This is a genomic window from Bacteroides sp. An51A (genome assembly GCF_002161565.1).
Taxonomy (GTDB): Bacteria; Bacteroidota; Bacteroidia; order Bacteroidales; family Bacteroidaceae; genus Phocaeicola; species Phocaeicola intestinalis.
The window spans coordinates 157,185-181,322 of record NZ_NFIC01000001.1 but is presented as its reverse complement, the minus strand read 5'-3'; the positions used below and the strand labels follow the sequence as shown (position 1 = coordinate 181,322).

The following is a 24,138-nucleotide window of genomic DNA, read 5'->3' as shown; positions in this document are numbered from 1 at the left end:
GTTTCAATTTTATAGAACAGGAGTTTTAGTGCACTGAAACCAATCGGCTATTGTAGCTTTGCCGGAAAGTCACCTTCTTGTTTGTCGTAATACATCGCCCTGCCGGCATCGGCAGGGCAACCGTTCAGAGCGTTTCTTTTGTTTCTTTTTCCTGTTCTTTTGCCAGTTCGGCTGCATTTTGTAGCAGCGAAATGGCGGCTTCGTGTACTTGAGCCTGCTGTTCTTCGGCGGCAGCCTGTGCTTCACGCTTTTTCAGTTCGTTGATGTGACGGCTGATACTGAGTACGATGCCGATGTAGGCACAGTTGACCAAGGTGGATGTACCGCCTTTGCTTATCAGCGGAAGCGGTTGTCCCGTAACGGGCATGATGCCTACCGCTACCAGCATGTTGAACATGGCCTGTGTGACAAGCAGGAAGCCGATGCCCATGACCAGGAAGGCATAGTATGACTTGTCGCAGCTTCGTGCGATGCGTCCGATACGCATCAGCAGCCAGATGTAGAGAAAAGCTACAATGCCTCCTCCTACCAGTCCCAGTTCTTCGATGATGATGGCATAGATGAAATCGGAGAAGGCCTGTGAAAGGAAGTCGCGTTGCACACTGTTGCCCGGTCCTTTTCCTAAGATGCCGCTGGAAGCAATGGCAATGTTGGCATGTGCTATTTGTGCATCGGCATCGATGTCGAACTTTTCGGGTGGAATGACGGATGTGTCAAAGTGATTGTCCAGACGGCTTTGCCATGTCACCATACGGTGCAGTCCGATATCGTCCCATGCTTCGGCCGGCACAAACTTGATGGTGGCCAGGGCGAGGAGCAATGCGGCGGCTCCGATGCCTACCAGTGCTCCCAGTTGGCGGAAAGGAATCCGCCCTACATACATCATCAGCAATACGCTAAATGCCAGTAATACGGCTGTGGACAGATTTTCGGTGAAAATGAGGAGGCATGTAAATCCTGTTACGTACAAGATGTATCGGAAAGCTTTCGAATTGGCACCGTTTTCTTCCTGCATGCGCGACAGGATATAGGCTACCGTGATGATGGTTCCCATTTTTGCCAGTTCGGAAGGTTGGAACTGAATGAACCCCAGGTCAATCCATCGTCGTGCTCCGTTGGTCAGCGCACCAATGGCCAGTACACTTATCAGCAATATCCATGACACGGGTAGCAGTAGGATAAAAGTCTTGAACCACCGGCACGGGATGTTGTGCACGATGACTACGACTACTGCTCCTACCAGCATCAGGATGATGTGCATTGTAATCGGTCGCCAGTGGTCGCCACTCTTGTAAGTCAATGTACTGGAGGCACTGAACACTTCGATGATGGACACGAGGCAAAGCAGAAGGAAGATAATCCAGATGACTTTGTCTCCTTTGAATAAATTCCGTAGTAAATCCATGGCTCTTTATCGTTGAATTGGTAGCAGTTTACAAGGTTGTAAGTTGGCAGGGTTACAAGGTCTTAAATACCTTTAGTAATAACGGTTCAGGACCTTGTTCACTTGTCAACTGATACCTTGTCAACTTAAAATTAAAGTTTTCTTACGCATTCTTTGAACTGGTCGCCCCGGTCTTCGTAGCTTTTGAAGAGGTCGAAGCTGGCACAGCAAGGGCTGAGCAATACAGTCTCGCCGTTTTTTGCCATACGGTAGGCAGCGTTTACGGCATCTTTCATGCTCTGCACGTCGGCTGTTGGCAAACCGAAGCTGTCGAAGAAGGCATGCAGCTTTTCGTTGTGCAGTCCCAGAAATATCAGTCCACAGCACTTCTCACGCACCAGGCCGGCTATTTCATTGTAGTCGTTACCCTTGTCCTTGCCGCCCAAAATCAGGATGGTTTTGGTCTTCATGCTCTTCAATGCATACCAGCACGAGTTGACGTTGGTAGCTTTCGAGTCATTGATATAATCTACTCCACGCACGCGTGCCACTTTCTCCAGTCTGTGTTCCACTCCCTTGAAGTCGCTCAGTGCTTCGCGGATGCAGCTTTTCCGGATGCCGGCAATGTTGGCAGAGATGCCTGCCGCCATGGAGTTGAACAGGTTATGGGTGCCGGTCAGGGCAAGTTCCTCCTGTTCCATGTTGAACTCGATGGGCTTGGTGAAATAGATTTTGTTTTCCTCCGTGAATGCCGCCAATCCCTCTTCGCGCTTTTCGGCGAAAGGATAATATTGGCCGTGTATGCCGTACTTATGCAGCTCTTTCTGGATGATGGGGTCATCGTTCCAAAAGATGAAAGCATCATCGTCGGTCTGATTCTGTATGATGCGGAATTTGGCGTCAATGTAGTTCTGCATCTTGTAGTCGTAGCGGTCCAGATGGTCGGGCGTGATGTTCATCAATACGGCGATGTTTGCATGGAACTTATACATATTGTCCAGCTGGAAGCTGCTCAGTTCGATGACATAGTAATCAAAGTTGCATTCCGCCACCTGATAGGCAAGGCTTTGTCCGATGTTTCCGGCAAGTCCTACATTGAGCCCTGCCTTTTTAAAAATATGGTAAATGAGTGAGGTGGTGGTAGTCTTTCCGTTGCTTCCTGTGATGCAAATCATTTTGGCGTGCGTGTATCTGCCTGCAAATTCTATCTCAGAGATAACGGGCGTTCCTTGTGCTTTCAGTTTCAGGATGATAGGGGCATTGTTCGGAATACCCGGACTTTTGATAATTTCATCTGCATTCAGAATCAACTCTTCCGTGTGTTGTCCCTCTTCCCAGGGGATGTTTCTCTCGTCCAGGACTGTTTTGTACTTGTCCTTTATCGACGACATGTCTGAAACAAAAGTGTCGAACCCTTGTTTCTTTGCCAGTACGGCAGCGCCTGTGCCGCTTTCGCCGGCTCCTAAAATAACAATTCTCTTTGCCATTCTTATTTAATTTGCTAATGTGCGAATGTAATGTATCAATTTGCTAATGTGTTAATGTGTTAATGTGCAAATGTGTTAATGTGCAAATGTGTTAATGTGCAAATGTGTCAATGTGCTAATGTATTAATGTGCAAATGTGTCAATGTGCAAATGTGTCAATGTGCTAATGTATTAATGTGCAAATTATTCCATTGGCACATTTCCACATTGTTTATTGGCACATTATTTATTGGCACATTTCCGCATTGTTTATTGGCACATTATTATTGGCACATTTCCACATTGTTTATTCGCACATTATTTATTATCGTATTTTCAATGTTATAATTGTAATAGCTGCCAACACAATGGTTACAATCCAGAAACGTACGGTGATTTTCGATTCATGGAATACGTTATGAGGAGTTGTAATCAAGTAGGTACAGTTCGGGTCAAGCTGCGCCATTGTGGTCCGGAAATGGTCGTGGATGGGGGTTCGCTTGAATATCCGTTGTTTTATTCCTTTTTTCTTTCCTTTCTGGAAATAACGCACTTGCAAAATAACCGATAGATTTTCTACCAGGAACACGCCGCACAGAATCGGTATCAGCAGTTCTTTATGGATGATGATGGCAAATACGGCGATGATTCCTCCGATGGTAAGGCTGCCTGTATCACCCATGAATACTTGTGCCGGGAAGGCATTGTACCACAGGAAACCGATGAGCGCACCGATGAGCGCACAAATGAAAATAACCAGCTCTTCGCTGCCGGGAATGTACATAATGTTCAGGTAACTGGCGTATTCGATGTGGCTTGACACGTATGCCAGAATGCCCAGCGTCACTCCGATTATAGCCGAATTGCCTGCTGCCATGCCATCCATGCCGTCGTTCAGGTTGGCACCGTTTGATACGGCAGTCACGACGAAGATGGTAATGATGACAAAGACAATCCAACCGGCTGTCTGGGCATGTTCGCCCATGAAGCCCACGATGTCGGCATAGTCGAGGTTGTTGTTCTTGAAGAACGGTATGGTGGTTTTGGTCGATTTTTCATCCTGACTCTTATGTACCACGTCTACTACATGCCCGTCACGTTGTATCTCTACGTTTTCGCGGATAACGACCTGCGGGCTGAGGTAAAGCGTAAGACCTACGATCAGCCCCAGTCCTACCTGTCCGATAATCTTGAATTTCCCATGCAGTCCTTCCTTATCCTTGCGGAACACCTTGATGTAATCGTCCAGAAAACCTAATGTGCCCAGCCAGACTGTGGTAATCAGCATCAGAATCGTGTAAATGTTGTGCAATTTTCCCAACAGCAGGCAAGGAATCAGTACGGCAACAATGATGATGATGCCTCCCATGGTGGGGACGCCCACTTTGTTTACATTGAACGGGTCGATGGAGGCGTCACGTTGTGTCTCGGTAATCTGCTTGCGTTTCAGCATGTTGATAAAGTATTCTCCGAAGATGGCGGAAATCAACAGAGACAGGATGACTGCCATCAGTGAGCGGAAGGATACATAACCGAACATGCGTGCCCCCGGGAAATCGAACTGTTCTAAATATTGGAATAAATAGTATAGCATGTCTTCTCCGGGTTATTCGTTGGCAAATATTTCGTTTACAATCTCTTTGTCATCAAAATGGTGCTTTATGCCTTTGATTTCCTGGTAGTTCTCATGCCCTTTCCCTGCTATCAGGATGACATCTTGCGGCTGTGCCAGCATGCAGGCGGTGCGGATAGCTTCTTTCCGGTCGGCGATGGATAAAACTTTCTGCATGTCATTCTTGTTCAGTCCGGCCAGCATGTCGTTGATGATGTCTTGAGGTTCCTCAAAGCGGGGATTGTCGGACGTAATGATGACCTTGTCGCTTTGTCTGGCAGATTCTTGTGCCATCAGAGGGCGTTTCCCTTTGTCGCGGTTTCCGCCTGCGCCTACCACAGTGATGACCCGTCCTCTGCCTCGTAATACTTCGTGGATGGCACTCAGTACATTTTCCAGTGCATCGGGTGTGTGAGCATAATCGACAATGGCGGTATATCCTCGCTTGGAGCGAATGGCATCAAAGCGTCCGGCCACAGGGCGCAAGGTACTCAGGACGAGTAAAACGTCTTCAGGTTGCTTGCCCAACAGGCAGGCAGCTCCATATACGGCAAGCAGGTTGGATGCGTTGAAGCGTCCGATGAACTGTACGTTTACTTCACGGTTATTGATGTCCAGCAGCATGCCGTCGAACCCGTCTTCCAGTACTTTCCCTTTGAAGTCGCACAAAGTACGCAATGAATAGGTGGCAATGCGTGCTTTGGTATTCTGTACCATGACCTTGCCGTTCTTGTCATCCAGGTTGGTCAGTGCAAAAGCCGTTTTTGGCAAATTGTCGAAAAAGGCCTTTTTGGCTTTCAGGTAGTTTTCGAATGTCTTGTGGTAGTCCAGGTGGTCACGGGTGATGTTAGTGAAAATGCCTCCCACGAAGCGCAGGCCTCCGATGCGTTTTTGGGCTATGGAATGCGAGCTTACTTCCATGAATGCATATTTGCAGCCTTCGTTTGCCATTCGCCCCAGCAGCCGGTTCAATGTGATAGGGTCGGGCGTGGTATGGTCGGCAGGGATAGCTTCGCCGTCGATATAATTGCAGACGGTAGACAGCAATCCTACCTTGTATCCGAATTGCCGGAACATCTTATATAATAAGGTAGCAATGGTGGTTTTCCCGTTCGTGCCTGTTACCCCTACCAGGTCAAGTTTGGAAGTCGGATCGCCATAAAAAGTAGTGGCCAGCTTGCCCACCGCATCTTCTGTATCTGATACGCGGATATAGGTGATATCTTCCTTGTATATATCGGGGAGCTGTTCGCAGACGATGGCTGCCGCTCCTTTTTCGATGGCTTTCTGTATATAGGCGTGTCCGTCGGTTTGTGTTCCTTTTACGGCCACGAATAAGTCTCCGCTTTCGATGAGGCGGGAATCCATCTGGATGCCTGTGATTTCCCGGTCTGTCCGGCCGATGGTTTCACAGGTAGTTACGCATGTAAGAATGTCTGTTAATTTCATGTTTGTGTTGTATTTCTAATTCTTCAAAGTCAATATGATGGTTGTCCCTTTGTGCAGGGCAGAGCCTGCCGGGATACTTTGTTTGTATACTTTGCCTACTCCGGAGAGCTGTACTTTCAGTCCGTGGCTCTCAAGCAGAAATACGGCATCTTTTGCTCCCATACCGATGACATTGGGCACTGACTTGTTGTTGATATTGGTCGTTTTCAAGTTGGCATGTGCTGTAGTGCTGGATGCTTTTCCCCAAATGGGTTCATCCGATTGTGGGATGGTATTGCTGTTGCCGGGTACTTGTAAGGCGCGTAGTACATATGCCGCTTCTTCAATATCGCCGTTTTTTACATCTGGGATAAAAATGGATGTAGAATCTTTGGCGTATGCCAGATCGCGCACCAAGTGTTTGGCATAAATGCGTTCGGCTATGCGGCTGAATACACTTCCAGCCTGCAAGCCTCCAGAGGCAGGTCCGTGAGGAATCAAAACGGATACCATGCAACTGTATTTAGGAGCCTCGGAAGGGAAGTATCCGCAAAAGCTGACTTGGTAACTTACGCCACCTGCCCGATAGCCTGCCGTACCTTGTGAAATCTGTGCTGTGCCTGTCTTGCCTGATACGTTGAACTGTTTGCTTCCAGCCGGTTTGGCAAGTCCTTGCGACACCACTTTCCGCAGGATGGCACGAATCATGGTCAGTGTGGTGTCTGAACAGATTTTCGGGTTTATCACTTCGGTAGGTATCTCCTGCAATATTTCACCGTCTTTGGCAATGGCTTTTACGAATTTCGGTTTCACCATTACTCCGTTATTGGCGATGGCGTTGTAGAAATTCAGGATGTAGATAGGAGGAAACATTGTTTCATAACCGATACTCATCCACGGTAGGCTGGTGCGGCTCCAAGGCATGGCTCCCTTGATGCTGTCTCTCTCGCGCGGTCCCCATATGCGCGGGCTTGCCTCGCCTACGAAGCCTAGGTGCAAGGGCTTGTCGATGCTCATCCGTTTCAGTCCGTCGACGAATTTCTGCGGGTTGTTTTTATAGAAACGGTCGATGATGGTGGACACACCGACATTGGAAGAAACTTCCAGAATACGGGTTACATCGATGGCGCCATAACCGCCTTTGTACCAGTTCCAGTCTTTCATCCAGCTTCCATACATGTTGACCATCCCATTGCCTGTGTCTACCACATAATCGGGTGTGATATATTTGTCTTCCAGTGCCACCATGATGGAAGCGGTTTTAAAAGTGGAACCAGGTTCCATCAGGTTGCTTACAGCGTTGTTCCGCATTTCATAATAATGTCCGTCGTTGCCACGTATCATGTTTACATTGGCTTTTACTTCGCCGGTTGCCACCTCCATTACGATGGCCACACCCGATAATGCTTCCAGATTTGTCAACTGGTCTACCAATGCTTTTTCGGCGATATCCTGCATATCTACATCAAGGGTCGTGATGATGTCGTATCCATCTACAGGTGGCTGGTCTACGATATTCAGATATTTGTTCATTACCTTTTGCCGGTGAGTGATGCCGTTCTTGCCTCGCAATACCGAATCGTAAGTAAGTTCCAGTCCGTTCTTGGCTCCCAGGCTCATGTCGGGATACATGTCGCCTAATGTACGTGCTGCCAGTGAGCCGAATGGTTTCTTGCGCTGGTTGAACTTTTCTTCGTGCAGTCCTCCTGTGTTCGGTCCCAGACAGAATACAGGTAATTGTTTGACCTGTTTGTATTCGATGTACGAAATACGTTTAGGGTAGAGCAGGTAATGGCGACTTTTTTTCCGTCTTCCTTTTAAAATGTGCTTGCGGAACTCCTGTGCGCTCTTGTCGGGGAATATTTCGTGCAGTCCCTGACAGATTTCGGTCAGGTGATTGGTCAGCAAGGTATCACTCTCTTTGTATCCTCCTGCCCGGAAGTCCATATAGATTTTATATTCCGGCAGGCTGCTTGCCATCAGTTTTCCATCGGCAGAAATGATGTTGCCCCGTGTGGGGGGGACGACAACATTCTCTTTTACGAAACGGTCTGCTACATCTTTCCAGTACTGCCGTTCGGCAAACATGATAAAGCCTGCCTTGACTATGATGAGGATAGCCAAGACCAGCATAATCACTACAATGAAGGTGTAGCGGAACATGATATTTTTAATGCCCGGTATCATACGCATCTCAGTTTTCTTTTTTTATCAGGTAGGGTGGGGTGGTTGCAGTAGCAAGTCCCGTGTTTTCAGTCGACAAGTATTCTTCGATACGCGACTGGCGGCTTTTTTCAGTCAGTTCGGAAGAGATGGTAAGGGCATCGTATTTGATGTCGGTCAGTTCTTTTTTCAACCGGTCTATTTCGATTAATTCTTGCTGGCTTGAATAGCGGTTGTCAATATATAGAATGGTAAGGAAGACAATTAGTATCAGCAGATTGGCTTGTCTCCTGAAAAAATTATGTGCAAGAATATCTCCCCCCATGATGCTTTTGAAAGTGATATGGGGTTGTTTGGGTTGTTCTGTATTTCTGTTTTCTTTCATGTCTTCAAATCTCCATAAATTTATCCGATTTTTTCTGCAATCCGCAGCTTGGCGCTTCGGGAACGTGGGTTGCGGGCTTCCTCTTCGTCTGTAGGCGTGATTATTTTACAGACAGCACGCAGCGGTGCTTCGATATTTCCGTAAAAATCTTGTTTCATTTTGCCTTCCACATTGCCTGTTTTGATGACGTTCTTTACCATCCGGTCTTCCAGTGAATGGTAGGTGATGACTACCAGTCTTCCTCCAGGCTTCAATGCCTGGATTGCAGCCTTCAGCATTTCTTTCAGTGCCTCCATTTCGTGGTTCACTTCGATGCGTAATGCCTGGAACGTTTTTGCCAGTTCTTTTTTTTCGCGTTCTTTGCCGAAAAAAGGCTTGATGATTTCCAGAAACTCACCGATGGTATTTATTGTTTTTTGCGACCGTGCCTTGACCAGTGCCGCGGCCAGTTTACGACTGTTTTTCAGTTCTCCATACAGATAGAACAGGTTGGCAAGCTGTTCTTCTTCGTATGTATTGATGATATCGGCGGCAGTTATGCCTGCCCGTTTGTTCATCCGCATATCCAGTTTCCCGTCGAACCGGAAGGAGAATCCTCGTGTCGAATCGTCGAAATGGTGTGATGATACTCCCAAATCAGCAAGAATGGCATCTACTTGTTCCACTCCGTAATAACGCAAGAAGTTATGCAGGTAGCGGAAGTTGCTTCTGACGAAGGTGAATCGTCCGTCTTGGGGAATATTTTGTTCAGCGTCTTCATCTTGGTCAAATCCAAAAAGGCGGCTGTTTATTCCCATGCACCGCAGTATTTCCCGCGAATGTCCTCCTCCACCAAAAGTAAGGTCGACATAGGTTCCTCCGTCATGCAATTCCATGCCTTTGATGCTTTCGTGAAGCAATACAGGTATGTGGTATGTTTGTTGTTCGTCCGTCATATATGCAGCTTATTTTCTACCTTTTTCTCCTTATTATTCTATGAGCTGGTAAAATTACACATTTCGTAGCAAATGACATATAAGGTTTGTCGAAAATCTTTGAAGAAGTTATCAACAGGTCTTGATAGCGAATGTGTAAAATTAAGGAAGTGTGCACACAGGGGTAGCTTGTTGTGCAGTTTTCAGGCATTTGGGGTTTCCATTTGTTGTTTTTTTCATTGTTTGCCATATTTTCCTGCTCAATAGTGAGCAACTTAACAAAAGAAAAATTACATTTGCAAAGAAATCTAGAATGAAGCAATGGCGGAAAAATCGATTTTTTTAATAGACATTGATAAAATATTGAAAGAGAAAGCGGGGAAAAAGGCTGGATACGTTCCCTGTTTCCTGGTGTCTTACCTGAAGCGGATTGTCCATCAAGATGAAATAAACGGTTTCTTGAGAAGCGTGGAAGATAAGACTGGAGTCGAGTTTCTGGCTGCATGCATGGATTTCCTGGATGTCAAGCTGGAGGTAGAAGGGCTGGAAAACCTGCCCCAAGAGGGATTGTGTACGTTTGTGTCCAATCATCCTTTGGGAGGACAAGACGGGGTAGCATTGGGTTACTTGTTGGGCAAACATTATGACGGACGTATCAAATACTTGGTCAATGATTTGCTGATGAACTTGCATGGACTGGCTCCGCTGTGCATTCCTATCAACAAGACTGGTTCGCAATCACGTGATTTTCCCCGTATGGTTGAGGAAGGATTCCGTTCGGACAGTCATATCATCATGTTTCCGGCAGGCATCTGTTCGCGTCGGAGGCATGGAGTGATTCAGGATTTGCCCTGGAAAAAGACTTTTGTGACCAAGAGCGTGGAGACCCAACGTAATGTGGTGCCGGTTCACTTTGAGGGAAGAAACTCCGATTTCTTCTACAATCTGGCGAATGCCTGCAAGTTTTTGGGAATACGTTTCAATATAGCCATGCTTTATTTGGCTGATGAAATGTTCAAGAACCGCCATAAGACCTTCCGTGTCGCTATTGGAAAACCGATTCCGTGGCAGACATTCAACAGGTCGAAGTCGCCGGTCGAATGGGCGGCATATGTGCGTGACTTGGTATATAAACTGTAAATTAGACAAATAAGATATATGGAAGCTATTATTGCACCGGTTGAACGGGAGTTGCTGAAATCGGAACTGACGCCGGACAAGCGTTTGAGATCAACCAATAAAAGTAATAACGAAATTTACATTGTAAACTGGAAAAATGCCCCGAATGTGCTAAAGGAAATCGGCCGTCTGCGTGAAATTGCATTTCGTGCCGCAGGTGGAGGTACAGGGCAATCTGTTGATTTGGACGAATATGACTTGATGGAGAATCCTTACCAGCAGTTGATTGTGTGGAATCCTGATGCCGAAGAAATTTTAGGAGGGTACCGTTATCTGTTGGGGAATGAAGTTGAATTTGATAAAGAAGGAAGACCGGTACTTGCTACTGCACACATGTTCAATTTTTCCGAAAAGTTCTTGAAAGAGTATCTTCCTACGACTATTGAGTTGGGACGTTCCTTCGTTACTCTTGAATATCAGTCAACCCGTGCAGGTTCGAAAGGATTGTTTGCTCTTGACAATTTGTGGGATGGCTTGGGAGCACTGACTGTTGTCAAACCCAATGTAAAATATCTCTTCGGGAAAATGACAATGTATCCCAGCTACAACCGTTTCGGACGGGACATGATTCTGTATTTTCTGAAGAAACATTTTTCTGATAAAGACAACCTGATTACCCCGATGGAACCTTTGCAAATCGATACCGATGAGGATATGCTGAAAAATATATTCTGCTATGATACGTTTAAGGAAGATTATCGGGTATTGAACCGCGAGGTGCGTAAACTGGGGTATAACATACCTCCTTTGGTCAATGCTTATATGAGTCTTTCGCCTACGATGCGTATGTTTGGTACAGCAATCAATGACGGCTTCGGTATGGTAGAGGAAACGGGTATCTTGATTGCTGTTGATGAAATCTTGGAAGAAAAGCGCGTACGCCATATCGAGTCTTATCTGCGTGAACACCCCGAAGCGCTTCATCTTACTTCGGGAGCGAATCCGGTGGTATCGGGAGAGAGGAAAGCCCAGTAATAGAAAGAAAAACTGCGCAATCCAGACTTGATATAGAATAGCAGGTGTCTACACCGCCGGCAGGCTGTTTCCATTGATTTTTCGGTAGAGGTCAAGGGCATATACATCGGTCATGCCGGAGATGTAGTCCAGTACGGCTTGGATTTTTCCATAAAGAGTGGGTGCCTGCATGTCGTATTGGTGCGACACACGGTTAATGAGCAACTGCGAATAGGCTTTGTGCGGATAACGTACTGCTTCTATCATCAGGTCTACCAGTGTGGTGATGACCTGATAGCCGGCAAGTTCGATGTCGAGCACGTCCTTGGCACAATATATCTTTTCAAAGGCAGTTTCCGAACATTGTTTGTAGGCTTCACGTACGGGAGAGGCAATCTGTTTGATGAGCGGTCCCTGAAAACTGCCTGACAGAATTTCTTCTTCGTGTTCGACGAAGGTTTCCACGCAGGCACGGGTCAGTACACCGATGGCTGATGAGCGCAGGTAGGCTATCTGTTCGTTGGTGTCAGTTACCAGCTGGCATATCTGATGGATACGGTTCAGGCGTTCGGCGCTGAAGAAACATGCATACAGTTCCTTGGTTTCCTGAGTGGTCAGGATTTTCAGTTTGTGTGCATCTTCGATGTCCATCATCTGGTAGCAGATATCATCGGCGGCTTCTACCAGATACACCAGTGGATGGCGGGCATAGCGTATCGGTTCGCCTTCATTGCTGAGGCGGATAATTCCCAGTTCACGTGCAATGCGTTCGTAGTCGGCTTGCTCGCTCAAAAAGAAACCGAATTTTTGCTTCCCGCCGGCAAGTTGTGACGAAAAGGGATATTTTACGATGGATGCAAGGGTAGAATAGGTTAAGACGAATCCTCCTGGGCGTCGTCCGCGGAATTGATGGGTCAACAGGCGGAAAGCATTGGCGTTGCCTTCGAAGTGAGTCAGGTCTTCCCATTCGGCGGGAGATAGCAGAGACTTCAGTGCCTGGCCTTTTCCTTCCGAAAAATAAGTGCCGATAGCTGTTTCGCCCGAATGCCCGAAGGGAGGGTTGCCCATGTCGTGAGCCAGGCAGGCTGCCGAGACGATGGCTCCTATTTCTGCAAGATGTGAGCCGGCAAGTTCCGGATGTTTTTGAAGGAGCAGATGGACTACATCGTTCCCCAACGAACGTCCCACGCACGACACCTCTAGGCTATGTGTCAGCCGGTTGTGTACAAAGATGCTTCCCGGAAGTGGAAATACTTGTGTCTTGTTCTGCAGGCGGCGGAACGGTGATGAAAAAATGAGTCGGTCGTAGTCGCGTTGAAATTCGGTACGGTCTTCTTTTCTCACTTCGTGCAAGGCTTCCAGCCCGAAGCGTTTGTTTGATATCAGTTGGTTCCAGTTCATCATATTTCTTCAATTCTTTCGGATCTCGGCTTGCAAATGTATAAAAGATTCGTTTAAAAAATGGTAAACGTATTTATAAATCCTGCGAAATATGTATTTTCGCAGAAGATTTAAACTCAATGCATCACTGGTTACACAGATTTTGTCATGCAATCGTAAAGGAAATTATTTTTATTTGTGTAATCTGGTGGTGAAAACAATAATGAGCAAACTTACAATGAAAGTACAGATTATCAATAAGTCGAAGCATCCGCTTCCGGAGTATGCCACTTCCCTTTCGGCAGGTATGGACTTGCGTGCCAACCTGGATGAGCCTATTGTGTTGAAACCTTTGCAACGTTGCCTGGTGCCTACGGGATTGTATATAGCTTTGCCCGAAGGTTATGAAGCCCAGATACGTCCTCGTAGCGGACTTGCATTGAAAAGAGGTGTCACCCTGCTGAATACACCTGGCACGATTGATGCTGATTATCGGGGAGAGATAGGAGTAATTATGGTCAACCTTTCTACCGAAGATTTTACGGTGACTGATGGCGAGCGTATTGCTCAAATGGTGATAGCCCGTTATGAACAAGCCGGATGGCAGGAGGTAGAAGTATTGGACGATACTGCACGGGGTGCAGGAGGCTTTGGGCATACGGGGACAAAATAAAGTCCTTGGTATTCGGGTTGTCAGGTTGGATAAGGCGGCTTTATAGTTGAAAACTTATACACATTCAGATGAAAAATTTATTCTATATATTATTTGCAACAAGCATGGCGATGATGTTCGTAGCTTGCGGCACGACAAAGAAACAGGCGAAGCAGTCAGATGCAGGTGTGGCATATACGCTGAGCTTCGAACAGCGCCGGAAGTACGATTATTATTTCCTGGAGGCAGTGCGGATGAAAGAAAAAGGACAATACGATGCGGCATATGAGTTGTATAAACATTGTCTGGACATCTATCCTTCATCGGGCGCTGCGCTTTACGAGATTTCACAGTTTTACATGTATTTGGGGCAGGAGGAAAAAGGCGAACAGGCATTGAAGCAGGCAGTGCGTTCCGATGAATCCAATTTCTGGTATAAACAGACGTTGGCTTCGTATTATGAACAAAAGATGAACCTGCCCAAAGCTATTGCCGTTTACGAAAATATGGCAGAGCAGTTTCCGGCACGCCTTGAACCGTTGATGTCGCTGGTCGATTTGTATAACCGGACAAAGAGTTACCAGAACGTCATCTATACCCTAAACCGTCTGGAAGAGCTGGATGGCAAATCCGAACAAATCAGTATGGAAAAGTTCCGGATGTATTTGTTGATGGGGAAACAGGACAGTGCTTTTGTCGAAATCGAGAACTTGTCGAAAGAATATCCTTATGACCTGCGCTACCAGACTATCCTGGGTGATGTGTATCTGAACAATGACAAACCCGATGAGGCGCTGGCGGTATATCAGCGTATCTTGAAGGAAGAACCCGATTATGCACCAGCAGTGTTGTCGATGGCTTCTTATTATCAAAAAACCGGGCAAGACAGTCTGTACCAGCTTCAGCTGGACACCATTCTGATAAACGATGATGTAGCCTCTGATACGAAGATGGAACTGATGCGCCAGTGTATTCTGCAGTCGGAACAGACTACGAAAGACAGTATGCAGATCGTTTCCTTGTTCCGGCGCATACTGGAACGTCCGCAGCAGAATGCCGACCTGGCTATGCTGTGTGCACAGTATATGATTACCAAGAATATGAAGAAAGAATCGGTTCCGGTGCTTGAACAGGTCCTTTCGTTGGATCCGGAAAACAAGCCTGCGCGTCTTCAGTTGTTGAGTTATGCAATACAAGATAACGAATTGGATGAAGTAGTCCGGATAGCGAAATCAGCGCTCGAATACCATCCCGAAGCATTGGAATTTTATTATTATTTAGGAGTGGCATATTATCAGAAAGAGGAACTGGACGAAGCGCTTGATGTATTTACACGAGGTGTGAAACAAGTTAATGAGAAAAGCGATAAAGGAGTAGTTTCCGACTTTTATGCCATCTTGGGTGATATTTATCATCAAAAAGGCAGGGCTGCCGAGGCATATGCGGCTTATGATTCATCTTTGGTTTATAATCCCGACAACATCGGTACACTGAACAATTATGCTTACTATCTTTCGATAGAGAAAAAGAATCTTGACAAGGCGGAAGAAATGAGTTACCGCACGGTAAAGGCAGAACCCGATAACGATACCTATCTGGACACGTATGCCTGGATTCTTTTCGAGAAAGGTCGTTACACCGAGGCACGTATCTACATCGAGCAGGCTTTGCGCAATGGAGGAGAGAAGAGCCGGGTCATCATGGAGCATTGTGGTGATATTTATTATATGCTGGGTGAAAAAGATAAAGCTTTGGAATACTGGAAAAAGGCAGATGCCATGGAGAAGGTGGAAGAAGGGGAAACTCCACCTACCGAGCAGGAAATCAAACGCCTGAAACAGAAAATAAGATTGAAAAAATATGTAGAATAGGTGACAAGTTAGCAAGGTGACAAATTCTTCAAATACCTTGGTGATTAAACCGTGTCAACTCATTGCCTTGTCACTTAAAAAGGAACATCATGAAAAGACTGATAAATTACATAGGACTTGTAGTGGCAGTAGCACTCGTCGTGTCTTGTTCTTCTTCACGGAAGGTCGCCAGAACGCCGATGATTGGCGGGCTGACCGGAACGGATTATATCGAAAAAGTTATCGAACTTTCGCCTGTCTGGCAGAGCCTGAGCGGAAAAGTAACATTGAGCTTGTCTACTCCCGAAGGTGTGTCGAAGGTAGGCAGTGCCACCCTCCGGCTCAAGCGGGACGAGTCGATACAATTGTCGGTGGCACCCTTGCTGGGCATTGAGATAGCTCGTCTGGAGATTTCGCCCGATGGTATATTGGCACTCGACCGGCTGAACAAGCGTTATGTACAAGTGTCGTTCGAGGAAGTGAACAGTTGGGCACATACCGATTTAAGTTTTGCCATACTTCAGTCATTGTTTCTGAACGAATTGTTTGTACCGGGTAAGCAACGGGTCGCTGTAACCGATGCTGGAGATTTTCGGGTGTCGTTGGCGGACGGACGTGCTGTACTGGAAACACAGGACAGCGGGCAACTGACTTACCGTTTTTATACTTCGACAGATAAAGGATGGCTGGAAGAAAGCAACATCGGCCTGGCTGATACCCCTTATTCCCTGCAATGGAAATATGATGCATTTCAGTTGCTGAAAGACCGTTTTTTCCCAGAACAAATGTATGTAACAATACAAGGTACCGGCAAGCAGGTTGGGGTAGGCATGGAGTTTTCCCGTCTGAATGTAGGGGGTAATTGGGAGGCCCGCACAGAAGTTCCTTCCCGCTATAAGCGCGTGCAGGTGGATGAATTATTGAAGATGTTGGTAAGTAAATGAAGCAGTTTTGGAGTATAATCGGATTATTGTTGCTGGTTTCCGTTTCGCTTTCTGCACAGAGCACAAAGAAGATTCGGGAACTGGAAAAGCAGCATGCAGCTCTGCAAAAGCAGATAACTGATTCCGAGTCTTTGCTCCAGTCTACGCAGAAGGATGTGAAGAGCCAGTTGGACAATCTAGCGTTACTGTCCGGGCAAATCGACGAGAGGAAACGTTATGTCGAGACTGTCGAGAAGGACGTGGAGGTCATCCAGCGCGAAATCGACCGTGTAAAGGCTGAATTGGTTGCTTTGCAGCATGAACTTGCCGACAAGAAAAAAAAGTACGAGAAGTCGGTAATGTATATGTACCGCAATAAGTCGGTACAGGAAAAGCTGATGTTCATCTTTTCGGCAGATAACTTGAGCCAGATGTATCGTCGCTTGCGTTATGTGCGCGAATATGCTGATTACCAGCGTAGACAAGGATTGGAAGTGCAGCGTAAGCAAAAGCAGGTGGCAAACAAGCAGCAGACCTTGCTTGCCAGCCGTGAAGCAAAGCAGCAGTTGTTACATCAGGGAGAGGCAGAAAAGCAAAAACTGGAAGAACAGGAAAAAGAACGCAAGACATTGCTCGCTTCGTTACAGAAGAAGCAGCGGGGCATCCGGCAGGAACTCCAGAAGCAGCGGAAGTCTGCCGACCGTCTGAATGCCGAAATCGACCGCTTGATAGAAATCGAGATAGCAGCCGCGCGCAAACGTGCGGAAGAGGAGGCACGCCGAAAAGCTGCAGAAGAGCGGAAGAAGGCTGAAGCGGAACGGAAAGCAAAAGAAGCAGTTAAGTCCACTGTTGCCGAGAATAAGGAAACGTCTGCTCCTTCGGTTACGGAAAAAGTAGAAGTCTATAAGGTAGACCGTGAAGACCGTCGGCTTTCAGGGGTATTCGAGCATAATAAAGGTAGGTTGCCTATGCCCATTACTGGACCTTACGTAGTGGTAGGACATTATGGCAAATACCAAGTGCAAGGTCTGCGTAACGTCCGGCTGGATAATAAAGGCATTGATATTAAGGGGAAGACTGGAGCACATGCCCGCGCTATCTTTGACGGGGAGGTGTCTGCTATTTTCCAGTATAACGGTTTGTCGAATGTGCTGGTGCGTCATGGCAGCTATATTTCCGTATATTGTAATCTTTCTTCCGTTAGTGTGAAAAAAGGCAGTGTGCTGAAGACTCGTGATGTGATAGGAGTAGTCAATACTGACAAGGGAGGCAATACCGTCCTTCATTTTCAGCTTCGCAAGGAAACCGCCAAGTTGAATCCCGAATTGTGGTTGGCACGCTAAGGGGTCGTGTATCATAGTGTAAATATTTTCTGTGCCTCTTTTAAAAACCGCATGGTTGTCTTGCTTGTAAGATTATTAATCTTACAGCGTGAAGATTAATAATCTTTCGGCATGAAGATTAATAATCTTACAAGCAAGTCAGCTATGTGTTGATTTTATCGTGTGCTGATTCGGGATGAGTTCTTGAGTCATTTTCGTTTCAGTGATGAGGATGATAGTAGTATCTGACGAAGAGTAAAAACGGAAAGTTTTGAAACCGGATGCCGTAAGCTGCTTGTCGTAAACTTGCCGGCCGGTATTTGTTTACCAAAACTTGTTCAGTTCGCGGTTATATTCGAATCCTGCAGCTTTTAAGGTGTTTACAATGACCTCTTCGTTTACGTTCATATCTTTGCAAAGGGCGTCAAGTGAAGGGTAAAAGTCACGCAATTTGGTGTTGATGAAACTGAAAAGCATCATCGGGTCTTTGGGTAATTCCATGATAGTTTATGTTTTTTGTGGTTCATTTGATGCTGCAAAGTTAATGGTTTCTTTGATAGGATGTTCTTTTTCTTGTAAAAATCAGGAACTGTTTTGCATGTATCGTGTGTTTTTGTGATAAGATTGTCCGTGTGGCACGTCGGGTTGGTGCTCATAATAAATAATTGCTAAACTTTTCAGTATTAGTCCTGTTAACTCAGGAAAAAATCGTACCTTTGCGCCATTAATGATCATTATTTCGAATCAAAAACTACTAGTAGCATTATGATGGAACTGGATTTGCTCACCGCCATCTCTCCAATAGACGGGCGGTATAGAAATAAGACAGGTGCTTTGGCTGCTTATTTTTCCGAGTATGCACTGATGAAATATCGTGTGCGCGTAGAAATAGAGTATTTTATTACGTTGTGTGAATTGCCTTTGCCTCAGCTGGAAGGCTTGGATGCGGCACGTTTTGATTCGCTGCGCGACATTTACCGTAACTTTTCGGAAGCGGATGCAGGTCGTATCAAGGAAATTGAAAGCGTGACGAACCATGACGTGAAGGCTGTGGAATATTTTATCAAGGAGCAGTTCGACCGCTTGGGAGGGCTGGAGCCGTATAAAGAATTCATTCATTTCGGACTGACTTCGCAGGATATCAATAATACTTCAGTGCCTTTGTCTGTTAAGGATGCACTGGATGAGGTGTATTATCCACAAATCCAAAAACTGATAGAGCAGTTGGAAGTGTATGCCGAAGAGTGGAAGGATATTCCGATGTTGGCAAAAACTCACGGGCAGCCTGCTTCTCCTACCCGTCTGGGCAAGGAAATCGAGGTGTTTGCTTATCGCTTGAAGCGTCAGCTGGCAATGTTGAAAGCTTGTCCGGTTACAGCAAAATTTGGTGGCGCTACCGGAAATTATAATGCGCACCATGTGGCTTATCCCGAAATAGACTGGAAGGCATTCGGTAATCGTTTTGTAGCAGAAAAATTGGGCTTGGAACGGGAAGAGTATACTACGCAGATTTCGAATTACGATAACTTGGGTGCTATCTTTGATGCAATGAAGCGTATCAATACAATCATGATCGACATGAACCGTGACTTTTGGCAATACATTTCGATGGAATATTTCAAGCAGAAAATCAAGGCGGGCGAAGTCGGTTCGAGTGCGATGCCTCACAAGGTGAACCCGATTGATTTCGAGAATGCGGAAGGAAATCTGGGCATGGCGAATGCAGTGCTTGCGCACTTGTCGGCTAAATTGCCGGTGTCGCGTCTGCAACGCGACTTGACCGACTCTACGGTATTGCGCAACATCGGCGTTCCGTTCGGACATACGATTATCGCTATCCAGAGTTCTTTGAAAGGTTTGGGCAAGCTGTTGCTGAACGAACACAAGATATATGAAGACCTGGACAATTGCTGGAGCGTGGTGGCAGAAGCCATTCAGACGATTCTGCGCCGGGAAGGGTATCCTCATCCTTACGAAGCGTTGAAAGACCTGACACGTACCAATCAGGTTATCAACGAGGCTTCTATTAAAAATTTTATTGAAACATTGAATGTGAGTGAAAGGGTGAAGCAGGAACTGCGTGCGATTACCCCTCACAATTATACAGGAATGTAAAAAACGTTGACTAGACACGAGGTACCAGTTGACAAAGTTTTTGGTTGCAAGAAATGAAACCTGGTTTTCTGGTACCTTGTCAATTCGTTAACTAAAGAAATAACGCCCGGGAAGGGTATAATCATTAATTTATAAAAAGCAAAAAGAATATGGCAGAGAAAGAAAACAGACAAGAAGGGGGAAACACCCCGTCTGGCCGTGATGGTTACAAATCGTACAACAGAGAAGGGGCTGGCAAGTATAATCGGAGTGAGGGAGGAAGTGCGTACGGACACCGTCCCCGTTTTAATCCTAATACAGAAGGTCGTCCGCAACGCCCGTATCGTCCGCGCTATGAGGGTGGGCAGCAGAATGAAGATGGCGGTTACCGTCCGCAACGTTCTTCTTATACGCCCCGTTATAACCGAGACGACAACGGTGAGCAGCGCCCATACCGTCCGCGTTATAATGGTGGGCAGCAAGGAGAGGGTGGCTATCGTCCGCAGCGTTCTTTTTATTCTCCTCGATATAATAAGGACAACAATGATGGTGAACAGCGTCCATACCGTCCGCGTTACAACGGTGGACAGCAGCAGGGTGAAGAAGGTGGTTATCGTCCGCAACGTCCGCGTTTCAATAACAATGCTGGAGGTTATAACCGGCAAGGTGGCCGTCCGCGTACTGCCGATTATAATCCCAATGCGAAATATAGCATGAAAAAACAGATTGAGTACAAGGATATATTGACAGATCCCAATGAACCAATCCGTTTGAATAAGTTTTTGGCAAATGCAGGCATTTGCTCGCGTCGGGAGGCTGACGAGTTTATCACAGCTGGTGTGGTTTCGGTAAATGGACAGGTGGTCACCGAGTTAGGAACAAAAATCAAACGCAGTGATGAGGTGAAATTCCACGACCAGCCGGTCAGTATAGAGCGTAAGGTGTATGTATTACTGAATAAACCGAAAGACTGTGTGACAACTTCGGACGACCCACAAGAACGTAAGACTGTGCTTGATATAGTGAAAGGTGCTTGCAAGGAGCGGATTTATCCGGTAGGGCGTCTGGACCGTAATACGACAGGTGTGCTGTTGTTGACAAACGACGGTGATCTGGCATCGAAATTGACTCATCCGAAATTTTTGAAGAAAAAAATCTATCATGTATACCTGGACAAGAATGTGACGAAAGCCGATCTGGATCAGATTGTGTCAGGTATTACATTGGATGATGGAGAAATACATGCCGATGCGATAAGTTATGCTTCTGATACGGACAAATCGCAGGTAGGTATCGAAATTCATTCGGGCAAGAACCGTATCGTACGCCGCATTTTCGAATCGTTGGGCTATCGTGTTATCAAGTTGGACCGTGTATATTTTGCAGGTCTGACCAAGAAAGGCTTGCGTCGGGGTGACTGGCGTTATCTGACAGAACGCGAAGTGAACATGCTCCGTATGGGGTCGTTTGAATAAGCAGAAAGTGACAACCGATGAATACAGAGGCACAACAGAGAGTTATCTTACGTTTTCATAAGGGGTATGCTCAGAAACTGTTTTGAATTTATCGTGCGGTGATTTGGGATGAGTTTTTGAGGCAGTGTCTCTGTGTTTTGATTTAATAACTAACAGACAGAAAAATGGAAAAGATTCGTAGAACAAAGATTGTTGACCTGCTGAAGTGTCGCGATTTTGGCACGATGGTCAATGTGAAAGGTTGGGTACGTACCCGCCGCGGTAGCAAACAAGTCAGCTTTATTGCATTGAATGACGGTTCTACTATAAATAATGTACAGGTTGTTGTAGACATTGTCAACTTCAACGAAGAAGTGCTGAAACAAATCACTACAGGTGCCTGTGTAAGCGTTAATGGTGTATTGGTCGAATCGGTCGGTGCAGGGCAGGCTGCTGAGGTGCAGGCACGTGAAATCGAGATTTTGGGTACTTGCGACAATACTTATCCGTTGCAGAAAAAAGGGCATTCAATGGAATTCCTTCGGGAGATTGCACACTTGCGTCCGCGTACCAACACGTTTGGGGCTGTATTCCGTTTGCGCCATAATATGGCAATTGCCATTCATAAGTTTTTCCACGACCGTGGTTTCTTTTATTTTCATACACCGCTGATTACGGCTTCCGATTGTGAAGGGGCTGGTCAGATGTTTCAGGTCACTACCTTGAACCTTTATGACTTGAAGAAAGATGAAAATGGCTCCATCATTTACGATGATGATTTCTTCGGTAAGCAGGCAAGTCTGACCGTATCCGGTCAATTGGAAGGCGAACTTGCTGCTACGGCATTGGGGGCGATTTATACGTTTGGTCCTACGTTCCGTGCCGAAAATTCAAATACACCGCGTCATTTGGCTGAATTCTGGATGATTGAACCCGAGGTAGCGTTTAATGACATTAACGACAACATGGATTTGGCGGAAGAGTTCATCAAGTATTGTGTGCAATGGGCACTTGATAATTGCTATGATGATGTGAAGTTCCTGAACGACCATTTCGACAAGGAACTGATTGAACGCTTGCAGGGTGTGCTGAAAGAAGATTTCGTCCGCTTGCCTTATACAGAAGGTATCAAGATATTGGAAGAAGCTGTAGCCAACGGACATAAGTTTGAGTTCCCGGTATATTGGGGCGTAGACTTGGCTTCGGAACACGAACGTTACCTTGTGGAAGAGCATTTCAAGCGTCCGGTAATATTGACTGATTACCCGAAAGAAATCAAGGCGTTCTACATGAAGCAGAACGATGATGGCAAGACTGTCCGTGCGATGGATGTCTTATTCCCGAAGATTGGCGAAATCATCGGTGGTTCAGAGCGTGAAGCCGATTATGATAAGTTGCTGACCCGTATTCAGGAGTTAAATATCCCGATGAAAGATATGTGGTGGTATTTGGATACCCGCAAGTATGGAAGTTGTCCTCATTCTGGTTTCGGACTTGGTTTTGAGCGTTTGCTGTTATTTGTGACTGGTATGGCGAATATTCGCGATGTGATACCTTTCCCACGTACACCGCATAACGCAGAGTTTTAAGCTGAAGAATTAAAGAAATTAAGCTGGAGGAGTGAAGAAGACATTATCGCTCCGTTTCTTAGAAGCCAACAGTCTGGTTGATAATGAATCATCCGGACTGTTGGCTTAACTTTTTGACTTTTCCGAGCTTGTCTTGTTTTAATATCTTTAACATTCTTCTCCTTTAAATTATCTGTCCGAAAGTAAGGTTTTACGGAAAAGTTCTATATATTTGTACATCACTTATTCGTTTAACTTTAAAATTTTACATCATGAAAGCACGTTCTTTAATTATCGCAGTATTGTGCTCATTTATGGGTGTGGTGAATACGTTTGCACAAAATTTGTTTAATGAGAATACTTCGGCTTCTTTGACCGGTGTATGGCAAATGTGTTTTTACAGTTCTTCATTGCCTGCCTTGCCGGGAGATTTGAAACCAAGTAATTCGTTGAAAATTTTGGGTGAAAGTGGTGAATTTACCAATGTAGTTATGATGCCAACGGGAGCTATTATTATTGGTTCGGGTACATATACCCAAAACAATGATTCTACTTTTACCGAGCATGTGAAGAAAAACATCCATCTTCCTCAGTTGGACGGTAAAGACAATGTGATGCATTACGAAATGGCTGAAAACGGTACCTTGATGTTTGTACGGTTCAAGTCAGCAGAAAAAGGAGACGATGTATGGTCTCATGAGATTTGGAGAAAGATAGACATGCCGTCTGTTTATCCGACCGATATTGTCCGTTGACGGAATTTGTTTGTGCCCAGGCGTGTGGCATTATGCTTTTTTTATGTACATATCCCCACCTGCTTATCCTTAATAAATAAGAAGAAGCAGGTGAGGATATGTGTGTTTTATAATATTCTGTGTTACTTATATCTTGACTTTCAAGCAATAGTTAACTTCTAAATCAGAGTATCTCAATTTTAAATAGGCTTTAGAAGCTGTTTTGAATTTATCGTGCGATGATTTGGGATGAGTTTTTGAGGCATTTTCGCTTTTGTGATGAGGAAGATAGCGGGCTATCTGACGAAGAACAGGAGCGGAAAGGACCAAAAAATCGCCCAAAGCACGCACGAAAACGGATACATCAAGCCAAGAAAAACTTTTTGGAGAAATTCAAAACAGCTTCTTAAGCTTTTCTTGCGTTCGGCTGTAAGCGTACAGCAATTTGTGAACATTCGCTTTTATACATCAGCTGGCAATTTAGAAACTGTTTTTTGTTTTTAAGTAATTGTGTTGATTATCAGCTTGTTTCTGTAAGACTTGGTGAATCGGTAGGGAAGTGTTTTTGTTTGGCTTTTATTTTTGTATGATAGTTGATTTTTTGGTTTGTCCACCAATAATATCCATTTGTCTACCTCTGTTTTAACCAGAATCGCTTACCTTTGAAAATACTATA

Annotated in this window: 20 protein-coding genes; 11 read left to right on the top strand and 9 right to left on the bottom strand. The window is 45.7% G+C overall.

The features are described 5' to 3' along the window. Window positions 1-124: 124 nt before the first annotated feature. The 7 genes from B5G04_RS00655 to rsmH form a co-directional block, all read right to left on the bottom strand. Window positions 125-1,405, bottom strand: a complete 1,281-nt coding sequence (locus tag B5G04_RS00655) for an FtsW/RodA/SpoVE family cell cycle protein (protein ID WP_087248618.1) — start codon at window positions 1,403-1,405, stop codon at window positions 125-127. A 131-nt stretch (window positions 1,406-1,536) separates the two neighbouring features. Then, window positions 1,537-2,871 carry a UDP-N-acetylmuramoyl-L-alanine--D-glutamate ligase gene (murD, locus tag B5G04_RS00650; protein WP_022038909.1) on the bottom strand — a complete coding sequence of 445 codons (1,335 nt, stop codon included), beginning with the start codon at window positions 2,869-2,871 and terminating at the stop codon, window positions 1,537-1,539. Window positions 2,872-3,175: 304 nt separating this feature from the next. Then, window positions 3,176-4,444: a phospho-N-acetylmuramoyl-pentapeptide-transferase gene (gene mraY, locus B5G04_RS00645; RefSeq protein WP_087248620.1), complete on the bottom strand. Its 1,269-nt coding sequence runs from the start codon at window positions 4,442-4,444 to the stop codon at window positions 3,176-3,178. A gap of 12 nt (window positions 4,445-4,456) precedes the next feature. Beyond that, the gene (locus B5G04_RS00640) at window positions 4,457-5,911 is read right to left on the bottom strand and encodes a UDP-N-acetylmuramoyl-L-alanyl-D-glutamate--2,6-diaminopimelate ligase (RefSeq protein ID WP_087210486.1); all 1,455 of its coding nucleotides are present in this window, start codon (window positions 5,909-5,911) and stop codon (window positions 4,457-4,459) included. A gap of 15 nt (window positions 5,912-5,926) precedes the next feature. After that, window positions 5,927-8,077 (bottom strand): penicillin-binding protein, encoded by a 2,151-nt coding sequence (locus B5G04_RS00635; RefSeq protein ID WP_087210501.1) that lies wholly within the window; start codon window positions 8,075-8,077, stop codon window positions 5,927-5,929. Between the two features lie 7 nt (window positions 8,078-8,084). Continuing rightward, window positions 8,085-8,438: an FtsL-like putative cell division protein gene (locus B5G04_RS00630; protein WP_022038913.1), complete on the bottom strand. Its 354-nt coding sequence runs from the start codon at window positions 8,436-8,438 to the stop codon at window positions 8,085-8,087. A 20-nt stretch (window positions 8,439-8,458) separates the two neighbouring features. Further along, window positions 8,459-9,373 carry a 16S rRNA (cytosine(1402)-N(4))-methyltransferase RsmH gene (gene rsmH, locus B5G04_RS00625; protein ID WP_087248622.1) on the bottom strand — a complete coding sequence of 305 codons (915 nt, stop codon included), beginning with the start codon at window positions 9,371-9,373 and terminating at the stop codon, window positions 8,459-8,461. A gap of 300 nt (window positions 9,374-9,673) precedes the next feature. On the opposite strand from rsmH, the gene B5G04_RS00620 reads away from it, so the two are divergent. Both B5G04_RS00620 and B5G04_RS00615 read left to right on the top strand, forming a co-directional pair. Beyond that, on the top strand, window positions 9,674-10,492 hold the full coding sequence (locus B5G04_RS00620; protein WP_087395121.1) for a 1-acyl-sn-glycerol-3-phosphate acyltransferase: 819 nt from the start codon (window positions 9,674-9,676) through the stop codon (window positions 10,490-10,492). 18 nt (window positions 10,493-10,510) lie between these two features. Then, complete coding sequence (locus B5G04_RS00615) at window positions 10,511-11,506, top strand: GNAT family N-acetyltransferase (protein WP_022038916.1); 996 nt, start codon at window positions 10,511-10,513, stop codon at window positions 11,504-11,506. 48 nt (window positions 11,507-11,554) lie between these two features. On the opposite strand, the gene B5G04_RS00610 is transcribed toward B5G04_RS00615, so the two are convergent. Continuing rightward, on the bottom strand, window positions 11,555-12,886 hold the full coding sequence (locus B5G04_RS00610; RefSeq protein ID WP_204246989.1) for a deoxyguanosinetriphosphate triphosphohydrolase: 1,332 nt from the start codon (window positions 12,884-12,886) through the stop codon (window positions 11,555-11,557). A gap of 217 nt (window positions 12,887-13,103) precedes the next feature. Here B5G04_RS00610 and dut point away from each other — a divergent pair, with 217 nt between their 5' ends. From dut to B5G04_RS00590, 4 genes are all read left to right on the top strand, one after another. After that, entirely contained in the window at window positions 13,104-13,538 is a 435-nt protein-coding gene (gene dut, locus B5G04_RS00605) for a dUTP diphosphatase (protein ID WP_087248632.1), read from the top strand. Window positions 13,539-13,606: 68 nt separating this feature from the next. Beyond that, window positions 13,607-15,388, top strand: coding sequence for a tetratricopeptide repeat protein (locus B5G04_RS00600; protein WP_087395115.1), 1,782 nt, complete (start codon window positions 13,607-13,609; stop codon window positions 15,386-15,388). An 89-nt stretch (window positions 15,389-15,477) separates the two neighbouring features. Next, window positions 15,478-16,311: a DUF4292 domain-containing protein gene (locus B5G04_RS00595; protein WP_239413993.1), complete on the top strand. Its 834-nt coding sequence runs from the start codon at window positions 15,478-15,480 to the stop codon at window positions 16,309-16,311. Continuing rightward, window positions 16,308-17,633 carry a peptidoglycan DD-metalloendopeptidase family protein gene (locus B5G04_RS00590; protein WP_087210498.1) on the top strand — a complete coding sequence of 442 codons (1,326 nt, stop codon included), beginning with the start codon at window positions 16,308-16,310 and terminating at the stop codon, window positions 17,631-17,633. The genes B5G04_RS00595 and B5G04_RS00590 overlap by 4 nt, the downstream gene beginning before the upstream one ends. 303 nt (window positions 17,634-17,936) lie before the next feature. Here the strand turns inward: B5G04_RS00590 and B5G04_RS00585 are convergent, their stop codons facing one another. Next, window positions 17,937-18,113, bottom strand: coding sequence for a DUF4250 domain-containing protein (locus B5G04_RS00585; RefSeq protein WP_022038922.1), 177 nt, complete (start codon window positions 18,111-18,113; stop codon window positions 17,937-17,939). A gap of 267 nt (window positions 18,114-18,380) precedes the next feature. Here B5G04_RS00585 and purB point away from each other — a divergent pair, with 267 nt between their 5' ends. The 5 genes from purB to B5G04_RS19555 all read left to right on the top strand — a co-directional run bounded on the left by purB (window position 18,381) and on the right by B5G04_RS19555 (window position 23,872). Further along, entirely contained in the window at window positions 18,381-19,727 is a 1,347-nt protein-coding gene (gene purB / locus B5G04_RS00580; protein WP_087213004.1) for an adenylosuccinate lyase, read from the top strand. Between the two features lie 149 nt (window positions 19,728-19,876). Then, a complete protein-coding gene (locus B5G04_RS00575) occupies window positions 19,877-21,181 on the top strand; it encodes a pseudouridine synthase (RefSeq protein WP_087212998.1) in 1,305 nt (434 codons plus the stop codon). Between the two features lie 164 nt (window positions 21,182-21,345). Next, entirely contained in the window at window positions 21,346-22,749 is a 1,404-nt protein-coding gene (gene asnS, locus B5G04_RS00570; protein WP_087213001.1) for an asparagine--tRNA ligase, read from the top strand. Between the two features lie 251 nt (window positions 22,750-23,000). After that, on the top strand, window positions 23,001-23,483 hold the full coding sequence (locus B5G04_RS00565) for a DUF4488 domain-containing protein (protein ID WP_022038926.1): 483 nt from the start codon (window positions 23,001-23,003) through the stop codon (window positions 23,481-23,483). A gap of 218 nt (window positions 23,484-23,701) precedes the next feature. After that, window positions 23,702-23,872, top strand: a complete 171-nt coding sequence (locus tag B5G04_RS19555) for a hypothetical protein (protein WP_158098050.1) — start codon at window positions 23,702-23,704, stop codon at window positions 23,870-23,872. Window positions 23,873-24,138: the final 266 nt, after the last annotated feature.